This window comes from Brachyspira hyodysenteriae ATCC 27164 (assembly GCF_001676785.2).
GTDB lineage: Bacteria > Spirochaetota > Brachyspiria > Brachyspirales > Brachyspiraceae > Brachyspira > Brachyspira hyodysenteriae.
The window spans coordinates 427,933-451,383 of sequence record NZ_CP015910.2 but is presented as its reverse complement, the minus strand read 5'-3'; the positions used below and the strand labels follow the sequence as shown (position 1 = coordinate 451,383).

Here is a 23,451-nt window from a genome sequence, read left to right as displayed (position 1 = left end):
TATCGTCATAATTATACTTATAATTTAAAACTCAAAAATTATTGTTGATATAATTTTATTTATGCTTTATACATGTATCTGTAAAAAAATATACAAGAGGTTTAATATTGGCTAAAGTATTGGGACAAACAACTCCGCTTAAAATAATGTCAGGAATATATAAAAGCGGCAGGCTTCATCATGCATACCTCTTTTACGGAGATGAAGGGATTGGAAAATTTGAAAGTGCTTTGAATTATGCTAAAGCTATATGCTGTGAGAGAGGAAACGGAACTTATTGCGATGAATGTAAATCCTGTAAAATGATAGATCAATACAAACACCCTGATGTTATAGTAGCAGGTACAGATGAAAGGTTTAGAAATGCAGAGCTTTATTTTAATCAATATTTAGAGTATAAACTTCCGCATTTATTTAATAATTTTTATTCTGCATGCCGTTCTATACTGTATAAAGTAGAATCTATGCTTTTTGATAGTTATGATAATTATCCTACAAGCGAACCAAAAGAATATATGCTTGGAAGCAAGAAAGAAACTTCAAGATATGCCCTAATAGAACCATATTATTTAGCTGTAAACTACACTTTAAATGAATTAAATGCAGATAATGTTGAGTTTATAGATTCAATATTCAGAAATAAATCAAAAGAAGCTTTGAATATAGCCAAAAATAAAGGCGGAAAGAAGAAAATTTCAATAGAAGGAGATTTCTTTAGTGCTTTAAAAAAAATATATTATAACATAATACATACAGTAATTCCTCTTGATACGGTAAGAAATATTATAGAATTAACGTATAGAAAGCCGAGAATATCAAATAAGAGAATTATTATTATAGAGGGCATAGAATTAATGGATAAGAGGGCTCCTAATATATTTTTACGTACTTTAGAAGAGCCTTCCGACAATAATATATTTATTCTAATTACTTCTGATACTAATAAATTAGTGCAAGACGGCATGAAACCTTTAAGATCTCGTATGATGGAGCTAAAATTTTCACCTTTGTCAGAAAATACTTTAAGATCCATATTAATGAAGAGATTAAGACTAAATGAGGAAAAAGCAGCCCTAGCACTAGAAAATTCTTATGGAAGTGTAGCTAAAGCAGTAAAATATGTACTTGACAAAAAATCAAATACAAGCGATAATATATACAAAGTATTATTATCTTTTATGGACGCTGCTTTAAATAACAATCCATCTCAAGTAGCCTCACTTACCACATTATTAAGTGACGGAGACTATGAGATAATTGATGCTTTTAGAGAAATGATTAATATTTTAAAAAAGTCTTTAGAAGATAAATATCTTGAAATAGAAAATAGAGATTATATATTTCCTAGTTCTATTTCAGATGAAAGTATTGTATGGACTATTGATGAATTAGATTCTACAATCAATACCCTAATTAATACAAATACTCAACCTAAAATGCTGCTTTATAAAACTTTAGGCAACATTTATACTTGGTTACACAATTATAATAAAAACATATAGGAGTTATACATGAAAAAACTATTTCTTGTATTAAGCGTAATGATTCTAGCGTTAAGCCCAGTATACGCTCAGGATGAAACTACAGCAGATACTACTGCTACTGAAACAACAGAAACTACTGCTGGAACTACAACTGAAAATCAAGAATCTACAGGAACTAACACTGTAGGTGAAATAACATCTTTTGGTCCTTCTTTCACTGATTTAAGAAATACTGATGATGTTGCTCTTGATAAAGAATACAATCTTCTTCAAACTAATCTTACAAAAATGAGAGAAGATTATTTATTTAGAGTACTTTACAAAGCTAATAAAATATTAGAGCGTTATACTAATGTTAATTTCACTGATACTAATGAAATGTTCTATAACGCTGTTTATTACTATGATTTAGTAGCTAACCCATTAGCTAATGATAATAATATAGATATAGCTCTTCATGAATTAGATAAATCTTTCAAACTTTATGATGATATAAAGCCTATTTATGAAATACTTGGAAAAACTAATGAATTAAAACAAGCTGATTATGAATTAAATCTTTATGCTGGTATTTTGAATCTATTTAAAGGTACTGCTGGATATTATGCAAAAAGCAGATTCCATTTAATGAATGCTTTAAATAATGAATTATCAGGTGAAAATGATGCTCAAAAATTGATTATGTTAAACACTTATTTAGCAGGTGTTAACTACAATTTAGCTACTATCAATCAGAACAGCGATGTAAGTAAAGTTTATTTCTTAAATGAAATGTTCAATAATCTTTGGGATTTAACTACTTTAAAAACAGCTGATGAAAATATTAAAACTGCTAAATATAAATTGTTAATAACTAAATACCATAAAGTTTTATATACTACTTCTGAAAGATTTAGAACTACTTATGCTAAATACTATGATGAATTAGGATTTGTTTATGGTCAAACTGAAAGCGAAGTATTAAGCAGAGAAAAAATGCCTGTTTACAGAGATTATGAAAACGAAGCAGCAGCTCCAGGAACTACTACTGACACAACAGCTACTACAGAAACAGAAACTACTGATGCTGCTAACTAATTAAAAAAATAAGAAAACTAATTTAAAGGCATACCATTTTTGGTGTGCCTTTATTTATTAATAGTAATTTTTACTAATAAAACTTTCTTATTATTTAATAAATGCTTGACATTAATTTAAAATAGTTTATTATTTATTTAAAATAAAATGAAGGAGTAAAATGTATGTTTGATCTAATGAAATTACCTTATGGAAAAGAAGATTTAGCACCATATATGTCTTCTAACACATTGGATTTCCATCATGGAAAACACTTAAACACTTATGTAACAACTCTTAATGATTTAGTATCTAAGGATTCATCATTACAGGGAAAAAGCATTGAAGAATTAATCACTTTATCTCATAACAATGCTGATAAACAAGCTGTATTTAATAATGCAGGTCAGGTTTATAACCATGAAGAATTCTTTAAAATGCTTAAAAAAGATGTTGCCATACCTGCTGAAGTAAAATCAAAAATCGAAGCAGATTTCGGTTCTTTTGATGCTTTCAAAGAAGCTTTCACTACTGGCGGTAAAACTCAATTCGGTTCTGGCTGGGTTTGGCTTGTAATTAACAATGGTAAATTAGAAGTTAGAAAATATGCTAATGCTATGAACCCTGTTGCTGATAAAGTACATGGTGTTTTAACTTGCGATGTTTGGGAACACGCATATTATTTAGATTATCAGAACAGAAGACCTGATTTCTTAACTACTTTTGTTGATCATTTAGTAAATTGGGACTATGTTGCTGAAAGAATTAAACTTGCTAAATAATATAGTTTAAACTAATTATTTATATATTTTTTTAGGAGAATTAAAATGAAGGATTTAAAAGGTACAAAAACAGAAAAAAACTTAAATGAAGCTTTTGCTGGCGAATCTATGGCTAGAAACAAATATACTTATTTTGCTAGCGTAGCAAGAAATGAAGGTTATGAGCAAATCGCTGCTATTTTCCTTGAAACAGCTGAAAATGAAAGAGAACATGCTAAAATACACTTCAAATATCTTAACGGTATAGGTGATACTCTTCAAAACTTACAAGCTGCTTGGGAAGGTGAAAACGAAGAGTACGAAAATATGTACCCAAGAATGGCTAAAGAAGCTACTGAAGAGGGTTTTGAAGAAATAGCTCGTTCTATGAAATTAATCGGTGATGTTGAAAAAGAACACAGAGAAAGATATGCTAAATTAAGAGAAGCTGTAAAAAGCGGAAGCGTTTTCAAAAAAGCTACTAAAGTTCAATGGAAATGTAGAAACTGCGGTTTCATCGTTGAAAGCGAAGAAGCTCCTGAACTTTGCCCAGTTTGTAAACATGCTAAAAAATTCTTTGAAGTACGTGTTGAAAACTTCTAATTTTTAGAATTTATATTTTTTTAATAAAAAAAGAGGGGGAAATTATTTCCCTCTCTTTTCTTTTACAAGGTATATTATTAAGCTATTAATTTCATATTATCAGATACAAAAGAAGAAAATATATCAAAAATTATAGGATCTACTTTTACTTCTTTCTCTAAATAATTATCACTAATAAATGACAAAGCATCTTCATCATTTAATGGATTATCGGAATAAGTTATTCTATCAAATAAATCTATTATTTCAAGAACTTTTGAAGGAAAATATGATACGCTGTTTAATCTCAAAGTATCATTATAATCAAAACTTACAATATAATTAGGAGCAAAAAGTGTATTTGAATTGATGATAGTATTATAATAATTCAAAAATACTCCGCTTCCATATCCGTAATATTCATTATGAAGCCCTACTGTTAATGATATATCATAATTATATCTTATAAAATGCTTTAAATATGAATAGCATTTTGAAGTATTATAATCTTTATTATAATTATTAAATAAATTTGATATATCATGCCAAAATGCGGCTATAGCAATATTAACAAGCTCATTAAATAAAATATCTCTTAAACCGCTTTTGTATACATGCTCTAATCTTGTTATTTTTTTACTGATATTAAATTTTCTTAATACATTTTTATAATATTTAGCATATCTATTTTTAAATTTTTTCTTTATATTAGATACAACATTATTATTTATACTGCTATTGTAATATTTCATAAATCTTACAGCAATAATAAATACTCTGCTAGTATGTGATATACTGTCATTATCAATGAACTTATTTGAATAACATGAAATAATCTGCTGTTCATCAAGTTTATACAATAATTTTATAATCACTTTCAAAGCATAATCTATAACATCTCTAGAACGTTTTATACCGCTTATGAATGATGTATCCTTATTTTTTATGCTTTTCATAGACATAATCAAATCTATTCTTGCCATAATGGAAAGTTTTATTAATATATCATAAATAGTTTCTATTTCTTTATCAGTTATACTCTCTTTTTTGGAATTTATAGTTTTTACTTCTTTGATTAGTGAAGATAATATATAATTTCTTTTTACATTAGAAAAATCATTCAAATTATCATGATTAAAATAAATCTTATATGCATCAAGTAAATTCTTATCTTTTATTGTCATAGTCATAATTTACCTCCTTCACACTTAGTAAACTTTCTTTACAATTATAGTATAATATATTATCTCTATTTTGTAAATATATTTTACTTAAAAAATAAAAAAATTGCATGAATTTTACATTGCTATAATAATTGTAAAACACATTTAATACATTTTAATGTTTTTAATGAAAATATTAATTAAAAAAATAAAAAATCATTGCAATTAAAGCATTTTTACTATAGAATCGTTTATCAAAATATCTATATTACTCAAATCTATATCTAATTATAAAGAGGAAAATAATTATGCCTATTAATATTAAAGAAGCATTAACCTTTGATGATGTATTATTAGTACCAAAAGAGTCAGACATTCTTCCAAAAGATGTAACTTTAAGAAGAAAATTAACAAAAAAAATAACATTGAATACGCCATTAATAAGTTCTCCAATGGACACAGTAACAGAATCTAAAATGGCTATAGCTATGGCATTATGCGGTGCTTTAGGTGTTATACATAAAAACATGCCTTTAGAACAGCAAGCTAAAGAGGTGGAAATAGTAAAAAGTTTTAAAGATATAGAAGACAAAGAAAAAGCTACTTTATCAGAAGATGGTTCTTTAATAGCTGCAGCTGCTATAGGTATATCTGAAGATAGATATGAAAGAATAGAAAAACTTATAGAGGCTAAAGTAGATTTAATAGTAATAGACACAGCACATGGACATTCAAAAAATGTTCTTACTGCTATAAAAGAAATTAAAGATAAATACAAACAAGTTGAGGTAATAGCAGGCAATATTGCTACAGCAGACGGTGCTAAGGCATTAATTGATGCTGGAGTGGATGCTATAAAAATAGGAATAGGAGCAGGTTCTATATGTACAACTAGAATAATCGCTGGTGTTGGAGTTCCTCAGCTTACTGCTATACATGATGCTTCTGAAATTGCTAAAAAATATAATATAGGAGCTATTGCTGACGGAGGAATAAAGTACTCTGGAGATATAGTTAAAGCATTTGCTATAGGAGCTGATGCTGTTATGGCTGGAGGACTTTTCTCATCTACTTATGAGGCTCCTGGAGATGTTATAATAATAGACGGTAAAAAATACAAGCCTTATAGAGGAATGGGTTCTGTTGGTGCTATGATACATGGAAGCAAAGACAGATATTTCCAAAGCGAGGTTGTTAATAAATCTAAATTCGTACCAGAAGGAATAGAAGGAGTTACTGAATATAAAGGACATGTTGCTGATGTGGTATATCAAATAGTTGGCGGTATTCGTGCTGGTATGGGATATATAGGAGCTAAAGATATACAAATGCTTCAAGAGAAAGCTGAATTTATAAGAATAACTAATCAAGGTTTGGCTGAAAGTCATGTACATGATGTAAAAATAACTTCTAAAGCACCTAACTATTAATTTTGTATAAAAATATAGGCTGATAATTTTATTTTAATAATAAGGTTATCAGCTTTTTATATAGAGCTTATCAATAGTAAAATTTAATTTTATAAAAACTTGAATTTTTTAAACTCTTCTTATATAATTATTAAATTATAATATAATTTTTTAATAAAGAATTAAGGATATATATAATGTCATCTAATAAAAAGTTTGTACCTAAAAAGAAAAGCCCAGTAATAAAAACTTTACAATGGCTAGGAGTATCAGCAGTTTCAATACTTTTGATAATTTATTTCTTGGTAGTTGATACTAGAGGAAGTCAGAAAACTCCTACTATAGGTTCTGTTAATGGAAAACCTATATATTATACAAGCACTAGTCCTTATGGTAGAGCTTTCAGACAAATAGAAGGATATTATCAGCAATTAGGAATACAAATAAATAATGAAATGTATACTTACATAGAAGATTTGGCATTCAGAAGAGCCGTTTCTACTATGCTGTTAAATGATGTAGCAAGAAAAAATATAAATGTAAGCGATAATTTTGTAGTAGAAGCTATGAAAAGCCAATTCATAGATACTAATGGTGTTTATAATCAAATGGCTTATGAATCATTCATAAAAAATTCTTCTCAGTCTGAGAAAGTAAAAATAGAAAAAGATTTAAAAGAAGATATATTGGCACAAACTGTTTCTGCTGAATTATTTACTTCTGTAAAATTAAATGATTTAGAAATGCAAAGAGAATACAAAAAAAATCTTACAAAAAGAGATATTGAAATGGTTTATATAAATGCTTCTGAAATAGTACAGTCTAATCAAGTAGCTGATGCTGATTTAGAAAAGTATTTTACAGATAATAAAACTAATTTTGCTCAGGCTGATATTTCTTGGATAATAACTCAAAGCGGCGGAGTAGCTGATAATTTATATAAAAGTTTAAAAGCTGATATAAGTTTATTTGAAAAAACAGCTATGGAAAAAAGTTTTGATACTAACAATTATAAATTAGGATATCTTACAAGAATGCAGATGCCTAATGAAGATTTTGCTAATAAAATTTTTGCCAACAACAATAATACTAAGGGAAGCAACCTTTTACAGCCTATATATGCAAATGGATACTATTATATTGTATTAGTTAATGATATTAGAATACCTGAAAAATATACTGATGTTAACAAAGAAGTTTTAAGAAGAGAATATTTGAATGCCAATATGAATACTCTTTTAGAAGCTGAAAAAACAAAACAGGCTGAAGTATTGAAAGCTGCTGTTGCTAATGTTAATAATTTAGCAAGATTAAATGGAAATGGACTTATAAAATATTATAAACCAGCTCAACCTTTCTCTTATAATCAGGGAAGACTAAATACTGCTGAAGGAGCTATTATACCTGATTCTACTACTGAATCTTTCTATATGCATGTTTTCTCCATGCAGACTAATCAAGTAAGCGATGTTATAAAATTGGATAATGGTGTGGCTGTTATAAGATTAGTTTCTGAAGAAAAACCAAATATGGCTACTTTAACTACTTTAGATGCTGCTACTAAAAATGCTGTTAAAAGAGAATTATCTATGCAAAGAATGAATCTAATTCAAATAGAATGGGAAAATCAGCATATAGCAGATGCTAGAGTAAAAAAACATGATCTAAGATAATAAAAAATCATCAATAAAATAAAGGCAATTATATTTTATATAATTGCCTTTTATTATATCTTTTTTATATAATGATAATTACTATTTCTTGAAAATGAAGAATACTGCTAATATCAAACATAAAAAACCTATAAAATGATTTATTCTTAAAGTTTCTGTTTTGAAAAATACAACAGTAAAAATAGTAAATATAGTTAATGTAATAACTTCCTGCATGACTTTAAGCTGCATTAATGAAAAAGGTCCTCCATTTCCTTGGAATCCTATTCTATTTGCTGGAACTTGAAAACAATATTCAAATAAAGCAATACCCCAACTTATTAATATAATTAAAGGAAGTGATAATTTAGCAAAACCTTTCATTTCACTGAATTTTAAATGTCCATACCAAGCTATTGTCATAAATGTATTTGACAATATAAGTAATACTATAGTTGTTATAGCTTTCATAATGATATTTTAATCCTCCATTTGTTTATCTATAAAATTTTTTTTATTGATAAAATATTATAATCTATAAAAAATAATTTGCTATATTTATTTTTTATATTTAATAAAAAAATATTGCCCCCTATTTATTATTAGGGGGCGTACAGTTTAATTAAATGAAGGTTATAAAATATATTGTATCAATTTAGGGATACAAAGTTGTTGACTTTATCAATGCTTTCTAACATTTGTTAGTATATTCTAACATATTTTAAAACTTTGTCAATACCTAAAAAACAAAAAACTATATTTTTTTATTACTATTACATATGCCCGCCCTTTTTCCTTATTAAATTATATGCAGTTTTAATTCATTATTTCTTATATACAAAATAAGAATATATAAACATCCGCCCAAGCTTAAATTAAATTTTCTATCTATTCAACGCACGGTGAATAAAATTTATTATATAGTTTATATGTTATTATTAATTAATTTATATTTATAGTGCCGCTCTGCGTGCGGTTTAAAGACAATAACATTAATAAAATTTTGGGTGGGATTTATAATTACAGAAAATACTATAAAAGAACGATAGCTAAAAATTCTAAAATGAACAATAAATATATAGGGTGGGATTAAAAATAAATTTTTAATATCATTTTTTCTAAAATACTTTTATTTAGTTTTATAATTTATGAAAAGAATACTAGAAACAGAGAGACTTATTTTAAGAGAATTAGAATATAATAAATTCGATTATGCAGGATTATCATCAATACTTCAAGATAAAGAAACTATGTACGCTTATGAGCATGCTTTTTCTGATGATGAAGTAAATCAATGGTTTAATAATCAAATAAATAGATATAAAACTTATGGATTTGGCCTATGGGCTTGTATACTAAAAGAAAATAATGAGTTTATAGGACAATGCGGACTTACAATACAAAAAGTAGATAAAAAAATATATGATTCCTATGAGCTTCTTGAAATAGGATACTTATTCAATAAAAATTACTGGCATAAAGGATTTGCAACAGAGGCTGCAATTGCCTGTAAAAATTATGCTTTTAATGTTCTAAAAGAAAAAAGAGTATATTCTATAATAAGAGACAATAATAAATCATCACAAAAAGTTGCAATAAGAAACGGTATGAAGATAATAGATAATATAGTAAAACATTATTATAATATTGATATGCCGCATTATATATTCTGTGCTGAAAATATATAAAAAAAGAAATGACTATTAAAAGCCATTTCTTTTTATAAATGAAATAATATTCAATTAAAATTTAAAACTACTAATACGATCAACCATATTCTCTATTTTTTCTCTTACTTCTTTAGTAGAGTTTGCATTAGATTCAGCCAATGTACTATTTTCACTTGTTATAGAATTAAGCTGTCTTACAGAAACATTTATCTGATTAATACTATCTGCTTCTATTACAGCACGTTCTGATATAGAAGTTAATTTATTAAGCATATCTTGAGCCAAAGTTTCAATTTCAGAAAGTATTTTAGAAGAATTTTCCACAGCTTTATTTCCTATCTCTACTTTAGTTAAAGCATCATTTATTGTAGTAGTAATGTTTTTAGCTGTTTCATCTACATTCTGAGCAAGAGAACGTATCTCACTAGCTACAACAGCAAAACCTTTACCTTGTTCTCCAGCACGAGCTGCCTCAACTGCTGCATTCAAAGCCAATATATTTGTTTGAAAAGCAATAGATTGTATAAGTTTAGTCATGTCTGATATTTTCTTACTAGATTCTAATATCTCATTCATACTGCTGGTAATTTCAGAAGAAGATTCAACACCTACCTTTGTAGCATCCGCAACTTTAGCACTCATATTTCTAGCATCTTCAGAATGCACATTAGTTTCATCAAGAGATGTTGACAATGATTCTATAAGGCTTGATAATTCTTCAAGAGAGCTAGCCTGAGTATTACTTCTATCTGCTAAATTTACAGTTCCATCTGATACAGCATCTATTTCATGATTGATAAAATTAAGAGATTCTTGAAAGAAATGAATAGAATCTCCAAGAGATTTTTGCATATCCTTAATGGAATTAACTAAAACACCTGTCTGATCTGATTTATTTAATAATCTTTCATCAAATACAGCATTAAAATGTTTATTAGTCATATTCTTAATAACTTCTATGGCTCTGTCTAAAGTTTGAGATAAAGGATTAACATTTAATAGAACAAGCATAAACTGAATCACTAAAAAACCTATTGCTACTATTACCATTATAATAGATAATGTAAGTGTTTTATTTGCAAGGCTTACAGAACTTCCATTTCCAACAAGAAGCCAAGGAGTATTAGGTATAGTATAAACAGCTGTCCACTCTTTTTTACCTAATATAACATTATAAATTTCACCATTAAGTTTAGGAGCATTCAATTCTGTATAAATATTTCTTTGATCATTAAATAATAAATTTGAATCTGTATGCGTAATAAATCTTCCGTCATCTAATGCTATAAAAAATTTATTGTCTTTATCAGCAGTTAATACCTTAGATATTTTACTAAAAGATATATCTAATCCAACTACTCCCTTAAGCTGATTATTTTCAAAAATAGCTTTAGATATGGTTATAACTGTTTCCTTTGTTTCAGCATCTTGATATGGAGCACTTAAATAAATAGAAGAAGGATTTTTTACAGCCTCTATATACCATTCTCTTGTAGTTTGATCAAATCCTTCTATATTATCTCGATATACTATAACTAATAGTCCTCCGTATTTATATCCTACTGTACCGCTAAAGTGTATATTACTAATTTCATCTTTTATTTTTTCCAATTCTTTAAAAGAATCAAGCATTTGATTATAATCTGTTTCATACTTACAATATGAAGATAAAACATCTATTTCTGAATAAAAATAACTAAGCCAAGAAGAAACTGAAGATTCTTTCTTATAAATATTAGATTCTATTTCTAATAAAAATTCTTTTTTATATCTAGGAATAAAATATAACATTAAACCTATAACAACTATTATTATAAATATTGCAAAGGGAATTAAGAATTTGAGCATTAAGACGTACTTCTTTTTTTCCATAAATAATTTCTCCAAATAAATAAAACTTTGAAATAGTATAACTTTTTATTTTTTTATTGTCAAGCGATTTTTTTTTACAATTTATCAATACTATTTAATTTTCCATAAAAAAGGGGGCTTATTATTAAGCCCCCCTGAAATTTTCATAATGTTATTTTATTATTTTTTTACTTCAATCAAATCATCACCAACATTAACAGAAGCTGCATTAATAGTAATAACATCTGTATAATCATCAGAATTTGTTACTATTACAGGAGTCAATGTAGGATATCCTTCCTCTCTAATTTTTTCAACATCAAATTCCAACAATAAATCTCCTTTCTTAACTTTCTGTCCCTCTTCTATATGTGAAATGAAATGAGCACCGCCTAATTTTACTGTATCCATACCAACATGTATAAGTAATTCAACACCATCATCAGAAGTTAATCCTATAGCATGTTTTGTAGGGAATGCAGTTTCTATTACACCATCATAAGGAGCATATACTTTTCCTTCTTTAGGTTCAATAGCTATACCTTTACCCATAGCGCCGCTTGAGAATGCTTCATCTTTAACACTTTCTAATTTTATTATATTTCCTTTTATAGGAGCATAAACTTTATATGCTGCAGATGAAGAAGAAGTTTTTACTGCTTCTTTCTTTTCTTCTTTTTTCTCTTCTGCTTTAGGAGTATCTGCTGGTGCCTGAACTTCCTGATCACTTATAGGATCATGTAAATAATCTTCAAGTCTTGATTTTATTACAGTAACTTTAGGACCATATATTACCTGTATACCATTACCTTTTTTGATTATACCTGCAGCACCGCTTGCTTTTAATGTAGCATCAACAACTTTAGAAGGATCAAATACTGTTATACGAAGTCTTGTAGCACAGCAGTCAACATCGCTTATATTTTTCTTTCCTCCAAGTCCTGCAGTTATTAAAGGAGCCTCTTCATATTGGAATAAAGGATTTGTATCAACTGATTCTCCGCTTGCAGCAGCCTTAGCAGCAGCAACATCTGCTCTTCTGTATAATTTTGGTTCTTCACTATCTGGTTCTCTTCCTGGAGTTTTCCAATCAAATTTTTTAATCAAAGTAGAGAATAAGAAATAATAAATGAAGAAATAAGCAGCACCTACAACTACAATCCATATCCAATTAGTTTTAGCATTACCTTGTATTATTCCGAATAATAACAAGTCTATAAAACCGCCTGAGAAAGTCATACCTACTGTAACATGAAGTATATGCATAAGCATGAAAGATATACCGGCAAGTACACAGTGAATAGCATAGAATATAGGAGCTACAAATATGAATGTAAACTCTATAGGCTCAGTAATACCTGTAAGCATTGCTGTTAATGCTGCTGAGAAAAGTAATGCACCTACTACCTGTCTTTTCTCTGGTCTAGAAGTTCTATACATAGCTAAAGCAGCGCCAGGTAATCCGAATATCATGAATGGGAATTTACCTGTCATAAATCTAGTAGCTTCAACACTGAATGCTGTTGTAGTAGGAGATCCTAATTGAGCAAAGAATATATTCTGAGCACCTTCTACTAAATTACCATCTATCATCATAGTACCGCCCAAAGAAGTCTGCCATAGAGGTGTATAGAATACGTGGTGAAGTCCGAAAGGTATTAATGCTCTTTCTATGATACCATAGAATAAAGTACCAATATAACCTGAACCAGCTATTAAATCACCTAATTTATTCATTACAACCTGTACAGGAGGCCATACATAATACATCAATATACCTACTACTAAAAATACTATAGAAGATATTATAGGTACGAATCTTGTACCGCCGAAGAATGATAATACCTGAGGAAGCTCTATTGTATAATATTTATTATGCAAAGCAGCTACTCCAAGTCCTACTATAATACCTCCAAATACACCCATTTGAAGTGATAGTATACCCACAACATTAGTAGTAGAACCAGCTAAAAGTTTATCAGCTCCGCCCATAACTGTTATCATTTTACCAATAGAAGCATGCATTACAAAAAATGCTATAGCTCCTGATAAAGCTGCAACTTCTTTCTCTTTCTTTGCCATACCAATAGCTACACTCATAGCAAATATAATAGGCAAATTTCCAAATATTATATTTCCTGCCTCACTTAATACTGATAATATATCATAAGCAATAGTTCCAGGGCCTAGAATACCTATCAAATTATAGGTTTCAAGCATTGTAGTATTGGTTAATGAACTACCTATACCCAAAAATAAACCTGCTACAGGAAGTACGGCTATAGGAAGCATGAATGATCTTCCTACCCTTTGCAGTACACCGAAAATTTTATCCTTCATACAAACAACTCCAGATTATTAGAATTTTTTTTTTTGATATCATAAATATGAAATTAATATAAAGAATTATGTATACTTATATCACATATAAAATATCAAATCATGTATTAAGTATAATAAATTTTTTCATAATTGTATACATTTTTTAACATTAATTTTATATTTAATTACTATATAATAGATTTTTTTATCATTTATAAAGCTTTTTCTCATAAAATTTTCAATATTCATAATATATTTGTATTTTTAACATAGAATAATTTTAGAAAACTATATAATAATTTTATTTTGAAGTTGACTTTATATTAAGAACAGGTTTTATTTTATCTATAATATTAACTGTGGGTTCTATTAATTTTTCTATTTCATTAGGATTTTTATAAGCCATAGGAGATTCATCTAAAGTATTTTTGCATATACTGCTTGAATATATTCCTTTCATGGAATCTATAAATTCACTCATATTCAGCTGATTTTTTGCCTGTGCTCTTGATAAAACCCTTCCAGCTCCATGAGGTGCAGAACAGTTCCAATCTTCATTGCTTTTTCCTTCGCATATTAATATACCATCACGCATGTTAAAAGGTATTATCATTTTTTCATTTTCATAACTTCTTATAGCACCTTTTCTTATGATAAAATCTTCAAAATCAATAAAATTATGCACAGATGAAAAAGAATTTTCTATTTCTATGTTTAATAAATCTTTTATAATTTTTAAAATAGTATCTCTGTTTATTTTTGCATAGTATTGTGCTATTACCATATCAATTAAATAATCAAACATTTCTTTATCATGCAAATAACAGTCTTCACTATTTTTAGCTATTTTGGCATGATATCTGCAAACCTGATTACCGAAATTTCTAGAACCTGAATGTATGGTTATATAATAATCGTTGTTTGATGATTTGCCTATTTCTATAAAATGATTTCCTCCGCCGAGTGTTCCTATAGAGTTATGGAATTTTTCTAAATCTATTTCTACTCTTTGACATAATTTTTCTATATACTCATTATCTATTTCAAAAACTTCGAATTTGGTATTAAATTTTTTATTATAATTAAGTATAAAATTTCTTATTAATTCATTAAGTTCTTTAAAATTAAAAAGTGTATTAAAACTTTTTTTATGAGTGCTTTGTCCCATTGGAATATTTTGTTTTATAGTTTTATCAATCTTTTCTAATGGTATATCTTTTATTTCATCGCTTAATTTTGAAGTGAGCATTCCGCAGCCTATATCAACACCTATATGAAAAGGATTTACTCTGTCAGTTAATGGCATTGTAAAACCAACAACTATTCCTTTGCCCAAATGGGTATCTGGCATTATTCTTATCCTTACATCTTCACTGGCTTTTTCATTTAATATTTTATACAATACAGAATAAGATTCTTCATCAATATTATCAGTAAAAATTTTGCAGTCTTTATTGTATTTTCCTTTAAGCTCTATCATAAACACCTCTTCATTTACATTAAATTATATTCTACCATTTATTATAAATCATTGAAATGTCAGAATTTGTCAAAAAAGTTATATTTTAATATAAGCATATTTTTAATTTATATATTATTAATAAATAATAAGTTGACAAAATATTAAAATACAGTATTATTATAAACACAATATTTTAATACAGATTTGATAAAGAGATAAAATCAATGCTTAAATATAGAGAAATTAACTGCAAATCGGCTTTAAATAAAATAGATAATGAATACGGATTCTGTTATGATTTAAATATTTACAGAGGATGTTTGCATAAATGTTATTACTGTTTTGCTGTTTATTCTCATAAATATATTAACTCAAAAGATTTTTTCGGAGAGATATTCGTAAAGAAAAATATTGCCGAAGTATTAGAAAAAGAACTTTCTTCAAGGAATTGGAATAGAGATATTATTAATCTTGGAAGCGTTACTGATAATTATCAGGAGGCTGAAAAAGATTATAAACTTATGAGAGATGTTTTAAAACTTCTTATAAGATATAAAACTCCTATGTGCATATCCACAAAAAGCAATTTAATATTAAGAGATTTTGATTTGATAGATGAGCTTTCAAGTATAGTGCCTGTAAGAATAGCTTCAACTATAACAACATTAGATGAAAAGTTATCTTCTTTAATAGAACCTAATGTAATAAGCCCAGAGAAAAGATTTAATATGCTTAGAGAGTTTAAAAAGACAAAAGCAATAGTTGCCGTTCATGCTATGCCTATAATGCCTTTTATAACAGAAGACAGTATAGAAGATATTTTTAAAAAAGTAAAAGAGTACGAAATAGATTACTGTGCTGCTGATGCATTAAAACTAAGAGGCGAATGCAGAAAAATATATCTCAACTTCGTAAGGCAAGTATTTCCTGAACATTATAAAAAGTATCTATATATTTATGATTCTGACGGCATTCTTAAAGATGAGTACAGAGAAAAGCTATATAAAAAAATAAAATCATTAGAAGAAAAATATAATATCACATACAAAACAAAAGAAGAACTCAATACTGAAGACAGCGTTTACAACAGATATAATAACAAAGTAGTAGAAGAAGCTCCTACTCTATTTTAGAATTTATTGCATTATTTATATATTGTTGATATAATTAATAAAATATTATTTCTAGATTATTATGTTTTTTAGTATAAAATTATTTAGACAACACAATTATATAAAATATCTGTCTAATCTTTTTATTTAACTAAAAAATAATTGGAAGTATAATGAATAAAATAATGAATATATGCTTAATTTCAGATGATAAATTCGTAACATATATTGCTACATTAATAGTATCAATATTAAAAAATTCATCTGAAAATGATAAATTTTATTTTCATATTATTGAAGATAATATAAGAGAAGAAAACAAAAATAAATTATTAATGCTTAAGGAAATTAAAGATTTTGAAATAAAATTTTATAAGCCAAATTATGATAATATAGAAAAATATAAAAAATGGCAGGAAATATTCAAAAAAAACGGACATCCTTTATGGCATTATAGTGTTTTTATTAAATTAGATATTCCATTTATATTAAAAGATTTAGATTATGTATTATTTATAGATGCTGACTCAATAGTTTTGGATAATATTAATTATATATATGATATAGATATATCTAATTATTCCTTAATTTGCCAACAATTATATTACAAAAATCTAAAAAAAATATTTCCTAATTTATATAAATACATATCAGACATAGGTTATAAAGATCCTGAATATAGTTATATAGCGGCTGCTGTATTAGTATTTAATATAAAAAAATAAGAAATATGTTTTCAGAACAATCTTATCAAAAAAACATTGATGAATGTATAAACAAATATATCAATATAATATTTACTGAAGAACATATACTTTTATATCCATTTAAAGATAGCACTGCTTTTTTAGATTTAAAAGCGGATTATGGAATTAGTGATAATAAAATCATAATTTCTGCATATTTTGCTGGAGCAGGTAAGCCATTAAAATATGGTTTTAATCAACAAATAAATGAATATTATTATAAATTTTGGGAATATTTTTCTTTAACTCCTTTTTTTAAAGAAAATTATTTTAGATATATGGATATATTATCTATTAACAGAACTAGAATGGCCTTATCTAAAATAGTCGATAAAATTGTTTGGATTTTACCTTTTAAAAAATTACGTGATAAAATAAGAAAAAAAATTATGGATGATATAAACAAAATACTAAAATATGATTAATATATTTTTTAATTTATATCTTAAAATAGTTTTTAGGATTTATAATCTATATAAAACTGATAAAATCTTGAGCGTGGGCTGAAATTTCTAAGCAGGCTATAAATATAATTAAAGTTAAATTTTTTAATGAAGCGATAAAGAATAAAGGGTGGGGTATGTAATTAAGTTTTAAAACCTATTTTCACTCCCCCACCCTCTAGACTCATAACTTTAATCTGCAATTTTTATATTATTTTTATTTTTAGCTCTACACTGTTATTTCTAATTCCCACCCTAGATTTATTTAAATTTATTGCTTATACAACGCACGAAGAATTTTATTTATAAAATATACAAAATAAAAAATATAATGAATTTATAAATAAAATCCTATTCACCGTGCGTTATTTATAATTTTTTATTAATAAAATTAAAAAAATATTATATAAAAATAATCTAATTCAGAAGTTCTCTTAATTTTTTTATATCCTCAGTATTTTCGTATGGATCTTCTTCATCAACATTATCCAAAATATCAGTAGTTAAACCTAATGTATTAACTAAATATTCAAATACTTCTATATTTCCATACAAATAAGACATATCAAGTCCATTCTCATCACGGCTAGATACAGAATCAACTAAATCAGAGTCAAAATCTACAATCATTTTTATTACATCAACATTTCCAAAACCGCAAGCAAGTAAAAATACATTTCGTCCATATTCATCTTGAATAATATTAGGATCGGCACCTTTATCAAGCAAATATTTCATTATACCTAAATCTCTATAAAACACAGCAAACATTAAAGGTGTAGCTCCATCAAGATAATAATCATTATTAAGAAGCTCACTATATTTTTTTCCGCCGCTATAAGTTTGATTAATATCTTCACCTTCTTCTATTAATTCAATCACTCTTTTTAAACTATGATTTTCTATAGCTTCAAATATATCATAATCTTTGCTGTATTCTCCTTCTTCTCTGTTGCCGTAAGAAAAATCAGAGTTCATATTAACATATTTACCCTTAACCTTTACAACATTAGTATCAATCTTATTATCTAAATTATTAGCATTACTTATAATATCTTCTTCTTTTTTACCGCAAGAAATTAGTAAAGTAAACATTAAAACAAAAGAAATTAATAACAATTTTTTCATATATACCCAATCATAATAATTTAAAATTATACTATAAAAACAAATATTTTATATTGTTGCTAATAAAGGTATAACAATTCACTTCGTACATTGATATACGCTATATTATTTTATAATTTATTTTGACTATACTTATATAATGCTCACAATTTTTTATATTATTACTGATAAAAATTGTGAGCTAATTGAGTCTAGCAAATTTCATTTACTAGACCCCCACTATTTTTATAAAATTATTCTTCAGCTCCTAGCTCTCTTAACTTTTCTATTGCCTCATCTTTTTCAGCATAATACAAAACTCCATCACCGTCCTCATCTGTACTATTTATATCTATACCTAAATCATTTACTAAATATTCAAATACTTCTACATTATCATACATAGCAGCTACATGGAGCCCATTTCCCTGATATATATTTTTAGAATCAACTAAATCAGAATCAAACTCTACAAGCATTTTTATTACATTAACATTTCCAGTTCCACAAGCCCATAAAAAAGAATTCCATCCATCATCATCTTTAATATAAGGATCAGCACCTTTATCAAGCAAATATTTCATTATACCCAAATCTCTATAAAATATAGCAAATATTAAAGGAGTAGCTCCATTTATTGCATAACTATCATCCATAAATTCACTATATAAACTATCTCCCAAATAAGTTTGATCTATATCTTCGCCTTCTTCTTCTACTAATTCCTGTACCCTTTTTAAACTATGATTTTGTATAGCCTCAAATATATCATAATCCTCGCTGTATTCTCCTTCTTTTCTATTGCCGTAAGAAAAAGCAGAGTTCATACTAACATATTTACCCTGAACCTTTACAACATTAGTATAGGTTTTATGATATATATTATTAGGATCACTTACATACACAGAATTATTACTTATACTTACACTAGCCTCTTCTTTTTTACCGCAAGAAATAATAAAAGTAATCATTAAAACAAAAGAAATAAATAAGAATTTTTTCATATACCGCCTCATACTAATTAATAATTTTGAGTATTATACTATAAAAACAAATATTTTATATTGTTGCTAATAAAGCTATAACAATTCACTTCGTACATTGATATACGCTATATTATTTTATAATTTATTTTGACTATACTTATATAATGCTCACAATTTTTTATATTATTACTGATAAAAATTGTGAGCTAATTGAGTCTAGCAAATTCATTTACTAGATACCCACTATTTTTATAAAATTACTCTTCAGCCCCTAGCTCTCTTAACTTTTCTAATGCTGCATCTTCATTGGCATAATATAAAACTCCGTCTCCGTCCTCATCTGTACTGTTTATATCAATACCCAAATCATTAACTAAATACTCAAACACCTCTACATTATCATTCAAAGCCGCCATATGAAGTCCGTTTGCATCATACATATTTTTAGAATTAACTAAATAAGAATCTGACTGTACAAGCATTTTTATTACATCAACATTGCCTGTGCCGCAAGCCCATAAAAATGCATTCCAACTATCATCATCTTTAATATAAGGATCAGCACCTTTATCAAGCAAATATTTCATTATACCCAAATCTCTATAAAATACAGCAAATATTAAAGGAGTGCCCCCGTCTATTGCATAACTATCATCCATAAATTCACTATATAAACTATCTCCAAAATAAGTTTGATCTATATCTTCGCCTTCTTCTTCTATTAATTCCTGTACTCTCTTTAAGCTATGATTTTGTATAGCCTCAAATATATCATAATCTTCGCTGTATTCTCCTTCTTTTCTATTGCCGTAAGAAAAAGCAGCGTTCATACTAACATATTTACCCTGAACCTTTACAACATTAGTATAAGTTTTATGATATATATTATTTGGATCACTTACATACACAGAATTATTACTTATACTTACACTAGGCTCTTCTTTTTTACCGCATGACACAATTAAAATAATTGATAATAAAGAAACCAATAATACACTTTTTGAGATTTTTATACTTTTCATAAACACCACCGTATAGTAATTAATAATTTCTGAAGTATTATACAATAAAAACGAATTATTTTCTATTGTTGCTAATAAAAATTGTTCGCTAATCGGGTCTGTCAAGTAAACTTGCCAGACGCTCACAATTTTTATATTGTTGCTAATAAAAATTGATTTATTAATAATTAAAAAATCTCGCTTCAAGGCTCTAGCAAATGAATTTGCTAGACGCTCGATTTTTTTATATATTTATCTTCAATATATTTATGAAATACTCACAATTTTTATCTTATTTTTAATAAAAATTGTTCGCTAATTAAGTCTAGAAAATAACTCTATCTACTAAATGCATCATTTTTATAAAATTACTCTTCAGCTCCTAGCTCTCTTAACTTCTCTAATGTTGCATATTCAGTGGCATAATATAAAACTCCGTTTCCGTGCTCATCAGTGCTGTTTATATCCATACCCAAATCATTAATTAAATATTCAAATACTTCTACATTGTCATTCCAAGCAGCCATATGAAGTCCATTTAAACCAAATCTATCTTGAGAATCAACTAAATCAGAATCAAACTCTACAAGCATTTTTATTACATCAACATTTCCAACACCGCAAGCCCATAAAAAAGAATTCTTACTGCTATCATCTTTAATATAAGGATCAGCACCATTATCAAGTAAATATTTCATTACACCCAAATCCCTATAAAATACCGCAAATATTAAAGGAGTACTACCTTCTATAAAGTAATTAGCATCCATAAGCTCACTATGTATGATGAAGTCTCTATCATTTTGATTAATATCTTCACCATCTTCTATTAATTCCATTACTCTCTTTAAACTATGATTTTTTATAGCCTCAAATATATCATACTCCTCGCTATATTCTCCTTCTTTTCTATTGCCGTAATAAAAAGCAGGATTTATATTAACAAATTTACCTTGAATCTTTACAACATTAGTGTAGGTTTTATGATATATATTATTTAAATTACTTACATACACAGAATTATTACTTATACTAGCCTCTTCTTTTTTACCGCAGGAAACAATAAAAGTAATCATTAAAACAAAAGAAATCAATAGCATTTTTTTCATATACCGTCTCATAGTAATTAATAATTTCGAGTATTATACTATAAAAATAAATAATTTTATATATACATAAACAACTATACTTTGTCAAAAATTATTTTTTTAAATTTTAAATATCTGCATGGCATTGCCCTTACGAAGTACACAGAGTGCCGCCACCCACTTCTTTTGCGACCGAAGGAAGTATCTTTAGGTATATATCCTCGACAGGCTCGGATACGCTTCGCGAAAGTATATATTTAAACTTAAATATAATAAATTATTTTAAATGTAAGACGATTTTAGTATGATTTAGTACTAATTTTATACTTGCACTTTCTCAAAGCATGCCTACGAAGTCCACCTGTGGTGTTGGCATCAACTTTGGCGAAGCCCGCAGAGCGTAAGTGTCGGGAAAAAGTTGACTAAAAAAATACAAACTATAAAATTTTTAGTATATACTAAAAATTTTTAACTTTGTCAGATACTAGCCGTAGTGGCAATATCATAATATTATAATAGTCATTTATACGCGAACGAAGGAAGCACTGTAAAGTGTGCGGCTGATTACTCATTATTGTACAAAAATTAAAAAATTTAAAATAAAAAAATACCATCCATAAAATAAATAATGAATGGTATTTAATTTTTTATATACAAAATAAATTATATAGCCTCAGAACCGCCTATAATATCAAGAAGCTCATTAGTAATATGTTCTTGTCTTGCTCTGTTAGCTTTATTTTTAAGATCAGTTAATAATCTTTCAGCATTGTCAGTAGCATTTCTCATAGCAATAGCTCTTTCAGCATTCTCAGACAAAAAAGAACTTGTAAGCATAAAATAGAAATATGTTTTAATAGCCATAGGTACAACCTCTTTTAATACATCATCTACATTAGGCTCAATAACATAATCTAATTTTTTCTTTATTTTATGTCCCTCGATATCCTCTTCATCAGGAATCATAGGGATCAAACTTTTAATTTTAGGTATATGTACCACCCTTGTATAATATCTTGTATATATAACCTCTACCCTAGAAGCATTATCAACTGCATATTCATGCATGAAACGCTGAACTACAGTAGCACAATCATCAAAAGTAGATTCTTCATCTATACGAGGATATTTACGTGCTATAGGTATGCCCTGCTTCTCAAAATAAACTTCACCTTTCTTTCCGAGTACATGAAGCTGAACCTCTCTTCCATGTCTATGATGGTGTCTGATTCTCTCCATAGCCTCATCAAAAATCTTTGTATTATAAGAACCGCATAATCCTCTTGAAGAAGTTACAACAAAAAGTATTATGTTTTTTATTTTCTTTTTTGGAGCAAGCAAAGGATGCACATGATCCATATCAGAATGCGAAAGATCTTCAACTATCCTGTTTAACTTTTGAGTGAAAGGACGCATACCTTGTTCTACTGTTAGAATTTTAGCTGTTCTAGATCTTGCTATCATATCCATAGTTTTGGTTATTTTATGCGTACTTGATACAGCTTTAATTCTCGCTTTTAATACATTAAGTTTCTCTGCCATAATAAAAACCCCAA

Annotated in this window: 20 protein-coding genes; 10 read left to right on the top strand and 10 right to left on the bottom strand. The window is 27.3% G+C overall.

What is annotated here, in order from left to right; translation table 11 throughout:
- Positions 1 to 107: 107 nt before the first annotated feature.
- The 4 genes from BHYOB78_RS02090 (at position 108) to rbr (ending at position 3,904) form a co-directional block, all read left to right on the top strand.
- Positions 108 to 1,502: a DNA polymerase III delta subunit-related protein gene (locus BHYOB78_RS02090; protein WP_012671703.1), complete on the top strand. Its 1,395-nt coding sequence runs from the start codon at positions 108 to 110 to the stop codon at positions 1,500 to 1,502.
- Between the two features lie 9 nt (positions 1,503 to 1,511).
- On the top strand, positions 1,512 to 2,561 hold the full coding sequence (locus BHYOB78_RS02085) for a hypothetical protein (RefSeq protein ID WP_020064944.1): 1,050 nt from the start codon (positions 1,512 to 1,514) through the stop codon (positions 2,559 to 2,561).
- A gap of 164 nt (positions 2,562 to 2,725) precedes the next feature.
- On the top strand, positions 2,726 to 3,322 hold the full coding sequence (locus BHYOB78_RS02080) for a superoxide dismutase (RefSeq protein ID WP_020064945.1): 597 nt from the start codon (positions 2,726 to 2,728) through the stop codon (positions 3,320 to 3,322).
- Between the two features lie 45 nt (positions 3,323 to 3,367).
- The gene (gene rbr, locus BHYOB78_RS02075; protein ID WP_012671700.1) at positions 3,368 to 3,904 is read left to right on the top strand and encodes a rubrerythrin; all 537 of its coding nucleotides are present in this window, start codon (positions 3,368 to 3,370) and stop codon (positions 3,902 to 3,904) included.
- A gap of 77 nt (positions 3,905 to 3,981) precedes the next feature.
- Here rbr and BHYOB78_RS02070 read toward each other — a convergent pair whose 3' ends face one another.
- Positions 3,982 to 5,073, bottom strand: a complete 1,092-nt coding sequence (locus BHYOB78_RS02070) for a hypothetical protein (protein ID WP_012671699.1) — start codon at positions 5,071 to 5,073, stop codon at positions 3,982 to 3,984.
- Positions 5,074 to 5,354: 281 nt separating this feature from the next.
- On the opposite strand from BHYOB78_RS02070, the gene guaB reads away from it, so the two are divergent.
- Together guaB and BHYOB78_RS02060 are read left to right on the top strand one after the other, a co-directional pair.
- Positions 5,355 to 6,476 carry an IMP dehydrogenase gene (gene guaB, locus BHYOB78_RS02065; RefSeq protein WP_012671698.1) on the top strand — a complete coding sequence of 374 codons (1,122 nt, stop codon included), beginning with the start codon at positions 5,355 to 5,357 and terminating at the stop codon, positions 6,474 to 6,476.
- A 176-nt stretch (positions 6,477 to 6,652) separates the two neighbouring features.
- Positions 6,653 to 8,128 carry a SurA N-terminal domain-containing protein gene (locus BHYOB78_RS02060; protein WP_020064946.1) on the top strand — a complete coding sequence of 492 codons (1,476 nt, stop codon included), beginning with the start codon at positions 6,653 to 6,655 and terminating at the stop codon, positions 8,126 to 8,128.
- An 81-nt stretch (positions 8,129 to 8,209) separates the two neighbouring features.
- On the opposite strand, the gene BHYOB78_RS02055 is transcribed toward BHYOB78_RS02060, so the two are convergent.
- On the bottom strand, positions 8,210 to 8,578 hold the full coding sequence (locus tag BHYOB78_RS02055) for a DMT family protein (protein WP_012671696.1): 369 nt from the start codon (positions 8,576 to 8,578) through the stop codon (positions 8,210 to 8,212).
- 677 nt (positions 8,579 to 9,255) lie between these two features.
- Here BHYOB78_RS02055 and BHYOB78_RS02050 point away from each other — a divergent pair.
- Complete coding sequence (locus tag BHYOB78_RS02050; protein WP_012671695.1) at positions 9,256 to 9,795, top strand: GNAT family N-acetyltransferase; 540 nt, start codon at positions 9,256 to 9,258, stop codon at positions 9,793 to 9,795.
- 54 nt (positions 9,796 to 9,849) lie between these two features.
- Here the strand turns inward: BHYOB78_RS02050 and BHYOB78_RS02045 are convergent, their stop codons facing one another.
- From BHYOB78_RS02045 to BHYOB78_RS02035, 3 genes are all read right to left on the bottom strand, one after another.
- Entirely contained in the window at positions 9,850 to 11,649 is a 1,800-nt protein-coding gene (locus tag BHYOB78_RS02045; protein WP_020064947.1) for a methyl-accepting chemotaxis protein, read from the bottom strand.
- Between the two features lie 159 nt (positions 11,650 to 11,808).
- Complete coding sequence (locus BHYOB78_RS02040; protein WP_012671693.1) at positions 11,809 to 13,968, bottom strand: PTS sugar transporter subunit IIABC; 2,160 nt, start codon at positions 13,966 to 13,968, stop codon at positions 11,809 to 11,811.
- Positions 13,969 to 14,251: 283 nt separating this feature from the next.
- Complete coding sequence (locus tag BHYOB78_RS02035; protein WP_020064948.1) at positions 14,252 to 15,430, bottom strand: RtcB family protein; 1,179 nt, start codon at positions 15,428 to 15,430, stop codon at positions 14,252 to 14,254.
- Positions 15,431 to 15,636: 206 nt separating this feature from the next.
- Here BHYOB78_RS02035 and BHYOB78_RS02030 point away from each other — a divergent pair, with 206 nt between their 5' ends.
- The 3 genes from BHYOB78_RS02030 (at position 15,637) to BHYOB78_RS02020 (ending at position 17,695) form a co-directional block, all read left to right on the top strand.
- A complete protein-coding gene (locus BHYOB78_RS02030; RefSeq protein ID WP_020064949.1) occupies positions 15,637 to 16,545 on the top strand; it encodes an SPL family radical SAM protein in 909 nt (302 codons plus the stop codon).
- 152 nt (positions 16,546 to 16,697) lie between these two features.
- Complete coding sequence (locus BHYOB78_RS02025; RefSeq protein WP_012671690.1) at positions 16,698 to 17,249, top strand: glycosyltransferase; 552 nt, start codon at positions 16,698 to 16,700, stop codon at positions 17,247 to 17,249.
- Positions 17,250 to 17,254: 5 nt separating this feature from the next.
- Positions 17,255 to 17,695: a hypothetical protein gene (locus BHYOB78_RS02020; protein ID WP_020064950.1), complete on the top strand. Its 441-nt coding sequence runs from the start codon at positions 17,255 to 17,257 to the stop codon at positions 17,693 to 17,695.
- 435 nt (positions 17,696 to 18,130) lie between these two features.
- On the opposite strand, the gene BHYOB78_RS02015 is transcribed toward BHYOB78_RS02020, so the two are convergent.
- From BHYOB78_RS02015 to atpG, 5 genes are all read right to left on the bottom strand, one after another.
- Complete coding sequence (locus BHYOB78_RS02015; RefSeq protein ID WP_020064951.1) at positions 18,131 to 18,841, bottom strand: ankyrin repeat domain-containing protein; 711 nt, start codon at positions 18,839 to 18,841, stop codon at positions 18,131 to 18,133.
- A 233-nt stretch (positions 18,842 to 19,074) separates the two neighbouring features.
- Positions 19,075 to 19,824, bottom strand: a complete 750-nt coding sequence (locus tag BHYOB78_RS02010; protein ID WP_239650280.1) for an ankyrin repeat domain-containing protein — start codon at positions 19,822 to 19,824, stop codon at positions 19,075 to 19,077.
- A 239-nt stretch (positions 19,825 to 20,063) separates the two neighbouring features.
- Complete coding sequence (locus BHYOB78_RS02005; RefSeq protein ID WP_047108809.1) at positions 20,064 to 20,828, bottom strand: ankyrin repeat domain-containing protein; 765 nt, start codon at positions 20,826 to 20,828, stop codon at positions 20,064 to 20,066.
- Between the two features lie 347 nt (positions 20,829 to 21,175).
- Complete coding sequence (locus tag BHYOB78_RS02000; RefSeq protein WP_020064484.1) at positions 21,176 to 21,916, bottom strand: ankyrin repeat domain-containing protein; 741 nt, start codon at positions 21,914 to 21,916, stop codon at positions 21,176 to 21,178.
- A gap of 642 nt (positions 21,917 to 22,558) precedes the next feature.
- Positions 22,559 to 23,437 (bottom strand): ATP synthase F1 subunit gamma, encoded by an 879-nt coding sequence (gene atpG, locus BHYOB78_RS01995; RefSeq protein ID WP_012671684.1) that lies wholly within the window; start codon positions 23,435 to 23,437, stop codon positions 22,559 to 22,561.
- Positions 23,438 to 23,451 lie beyond the last annotated feature (14 nt).

Bases quoted from the DNA above. Each gene is read 5' to 3' on its own strand.
- BHYOB78_RS02085 (WP_020064944.1), top strand. From the start codon at position 1,512: ATGAAAAAACTATTTCTTGTATTAAGCGTAATGATTCTAGCGTTAAGC.
- BHYOB78_RS02080 (WP_020064945.1), top strand. From the start codon at position 2,726: ATGTTTGATCTAATGAAATTACCTTATGGAAAAGAAGATTTAGCACCA.
- guaB (WP_012671698.1), top strand. From the start codon at position 5,355: ATGCCTATTAATATTAAAGAAGCATTAACCTTTGATGATGTATTATTA.
- BHYOB78_RS02015 (WP_020064951.1), bottom strand. From the start codon at position 18,841: ATGAAAAAATTGTTATTAATTTCTTTTGTTTTAATGTTTACTTTACTA.
- BHYOB78_RS02035 (WP_020064948.1), bottom strand. From the start codon at position 15,430: ATGATAGAGCTTAAAGGAAAATACAATAAAGACTGCAAAATTTTTACT.
- BHYOB78_RS02000 (WP_020064484.1), bottom strand. From the start codon at position 21,916: ATGAAAAAAATGCTATTGATTTCTTTTGTTTTAATGATTACTTTTATT.
- BHYOB78_RS02040 (WP_012671693.1), bottom strand. From the start codon at position 13,968: ATGAAGGATAAAATTTTCGGTGTACTGCAAAGGGTAGGAAGATCATTC.
- BHYOB78_RS02020 (WP_020064950.1), top strand. From the start codon at position 17,255: ATGTTTTCAGAACAATCTTATCAAAAAAACATTGATGAATGTATAAAC.
- BHYOB78_RS02070 (WP_012671699.1), bottom strand. From the start codon at position 5,073: ATGACTATGACAATAAAAGATAAGAATTTACTTGATGCATATAAGATT.
- BHYOB78_RS02025 (WP_012671690.1), top strand. From the start codon at position 16,698: ATGAATAAAATAATGAATATATGCTTAATTTCAGATGATAAATTCGTA.
- atpG (WP_012671684.1), bottom strand. From the start codon at position 23,437: ATGGCAGAGAAACTTAATGTATTAAAAGCGAGAATTAAAGCTGTATCA.
- BHYOB78_RS02005 (WP_047108809.1), bottom strand. From the start codon at position 20,828: ATGAAAAGTATAAAAATCTCAAAAAGTGTATTATTGGTTTCTTTATTA.
- BHYOB78_RS02050 (WP_012671695.1), top strand. From the start codon at position 9,256: ATGAAAAGAATACTAGAAACAGAGAGACTTATTTTAAGAGAATTAGAA.
- rbr (WP_012671700.1), top strand. From the start codon at position 3,368: ATGAAGGATTTAAAAGGTACAAAAACAGAAAAAAACTTAAATGAAGCT.
- BHYOB78_RS02060 (WP_020064946.1), top strand. From the start codon at position 6,653: ATGTCATCTAATAAAAAGTTTGTACCTAAAAAGAAAAGCCCAGTAATA.
- BHYOB78_RS02055 (WP_012671696.1), bottom strand. From the start codon at position 8,578: ATGAAAGCTATAACAACTATAGTATTACTTATATTGTCAAATACATTT.
- BHYOB78_RS02030 (WP_020064949.1), top strand. From the start codon at position 15,637: ATGCTTAAATATAGAGAAATTAACTGCAAATCGGCTTTAAATAAAATA.
- BHYOB78_RS02010 (WP_239650280.1), bottom strand. From the start codon at position 19,824: ATGAAAAAATTCTTATTTATTTCTTTTGTTTTAATGATTACTTTTATT.
- BHYOB78_RS02045 (WP_020064947.1), bottom strand. From the start codon at position 11,649: ATGGAAAAAAAGAAGTACGTCTTAATGCTCAAATTCTTAATTCCCTTT.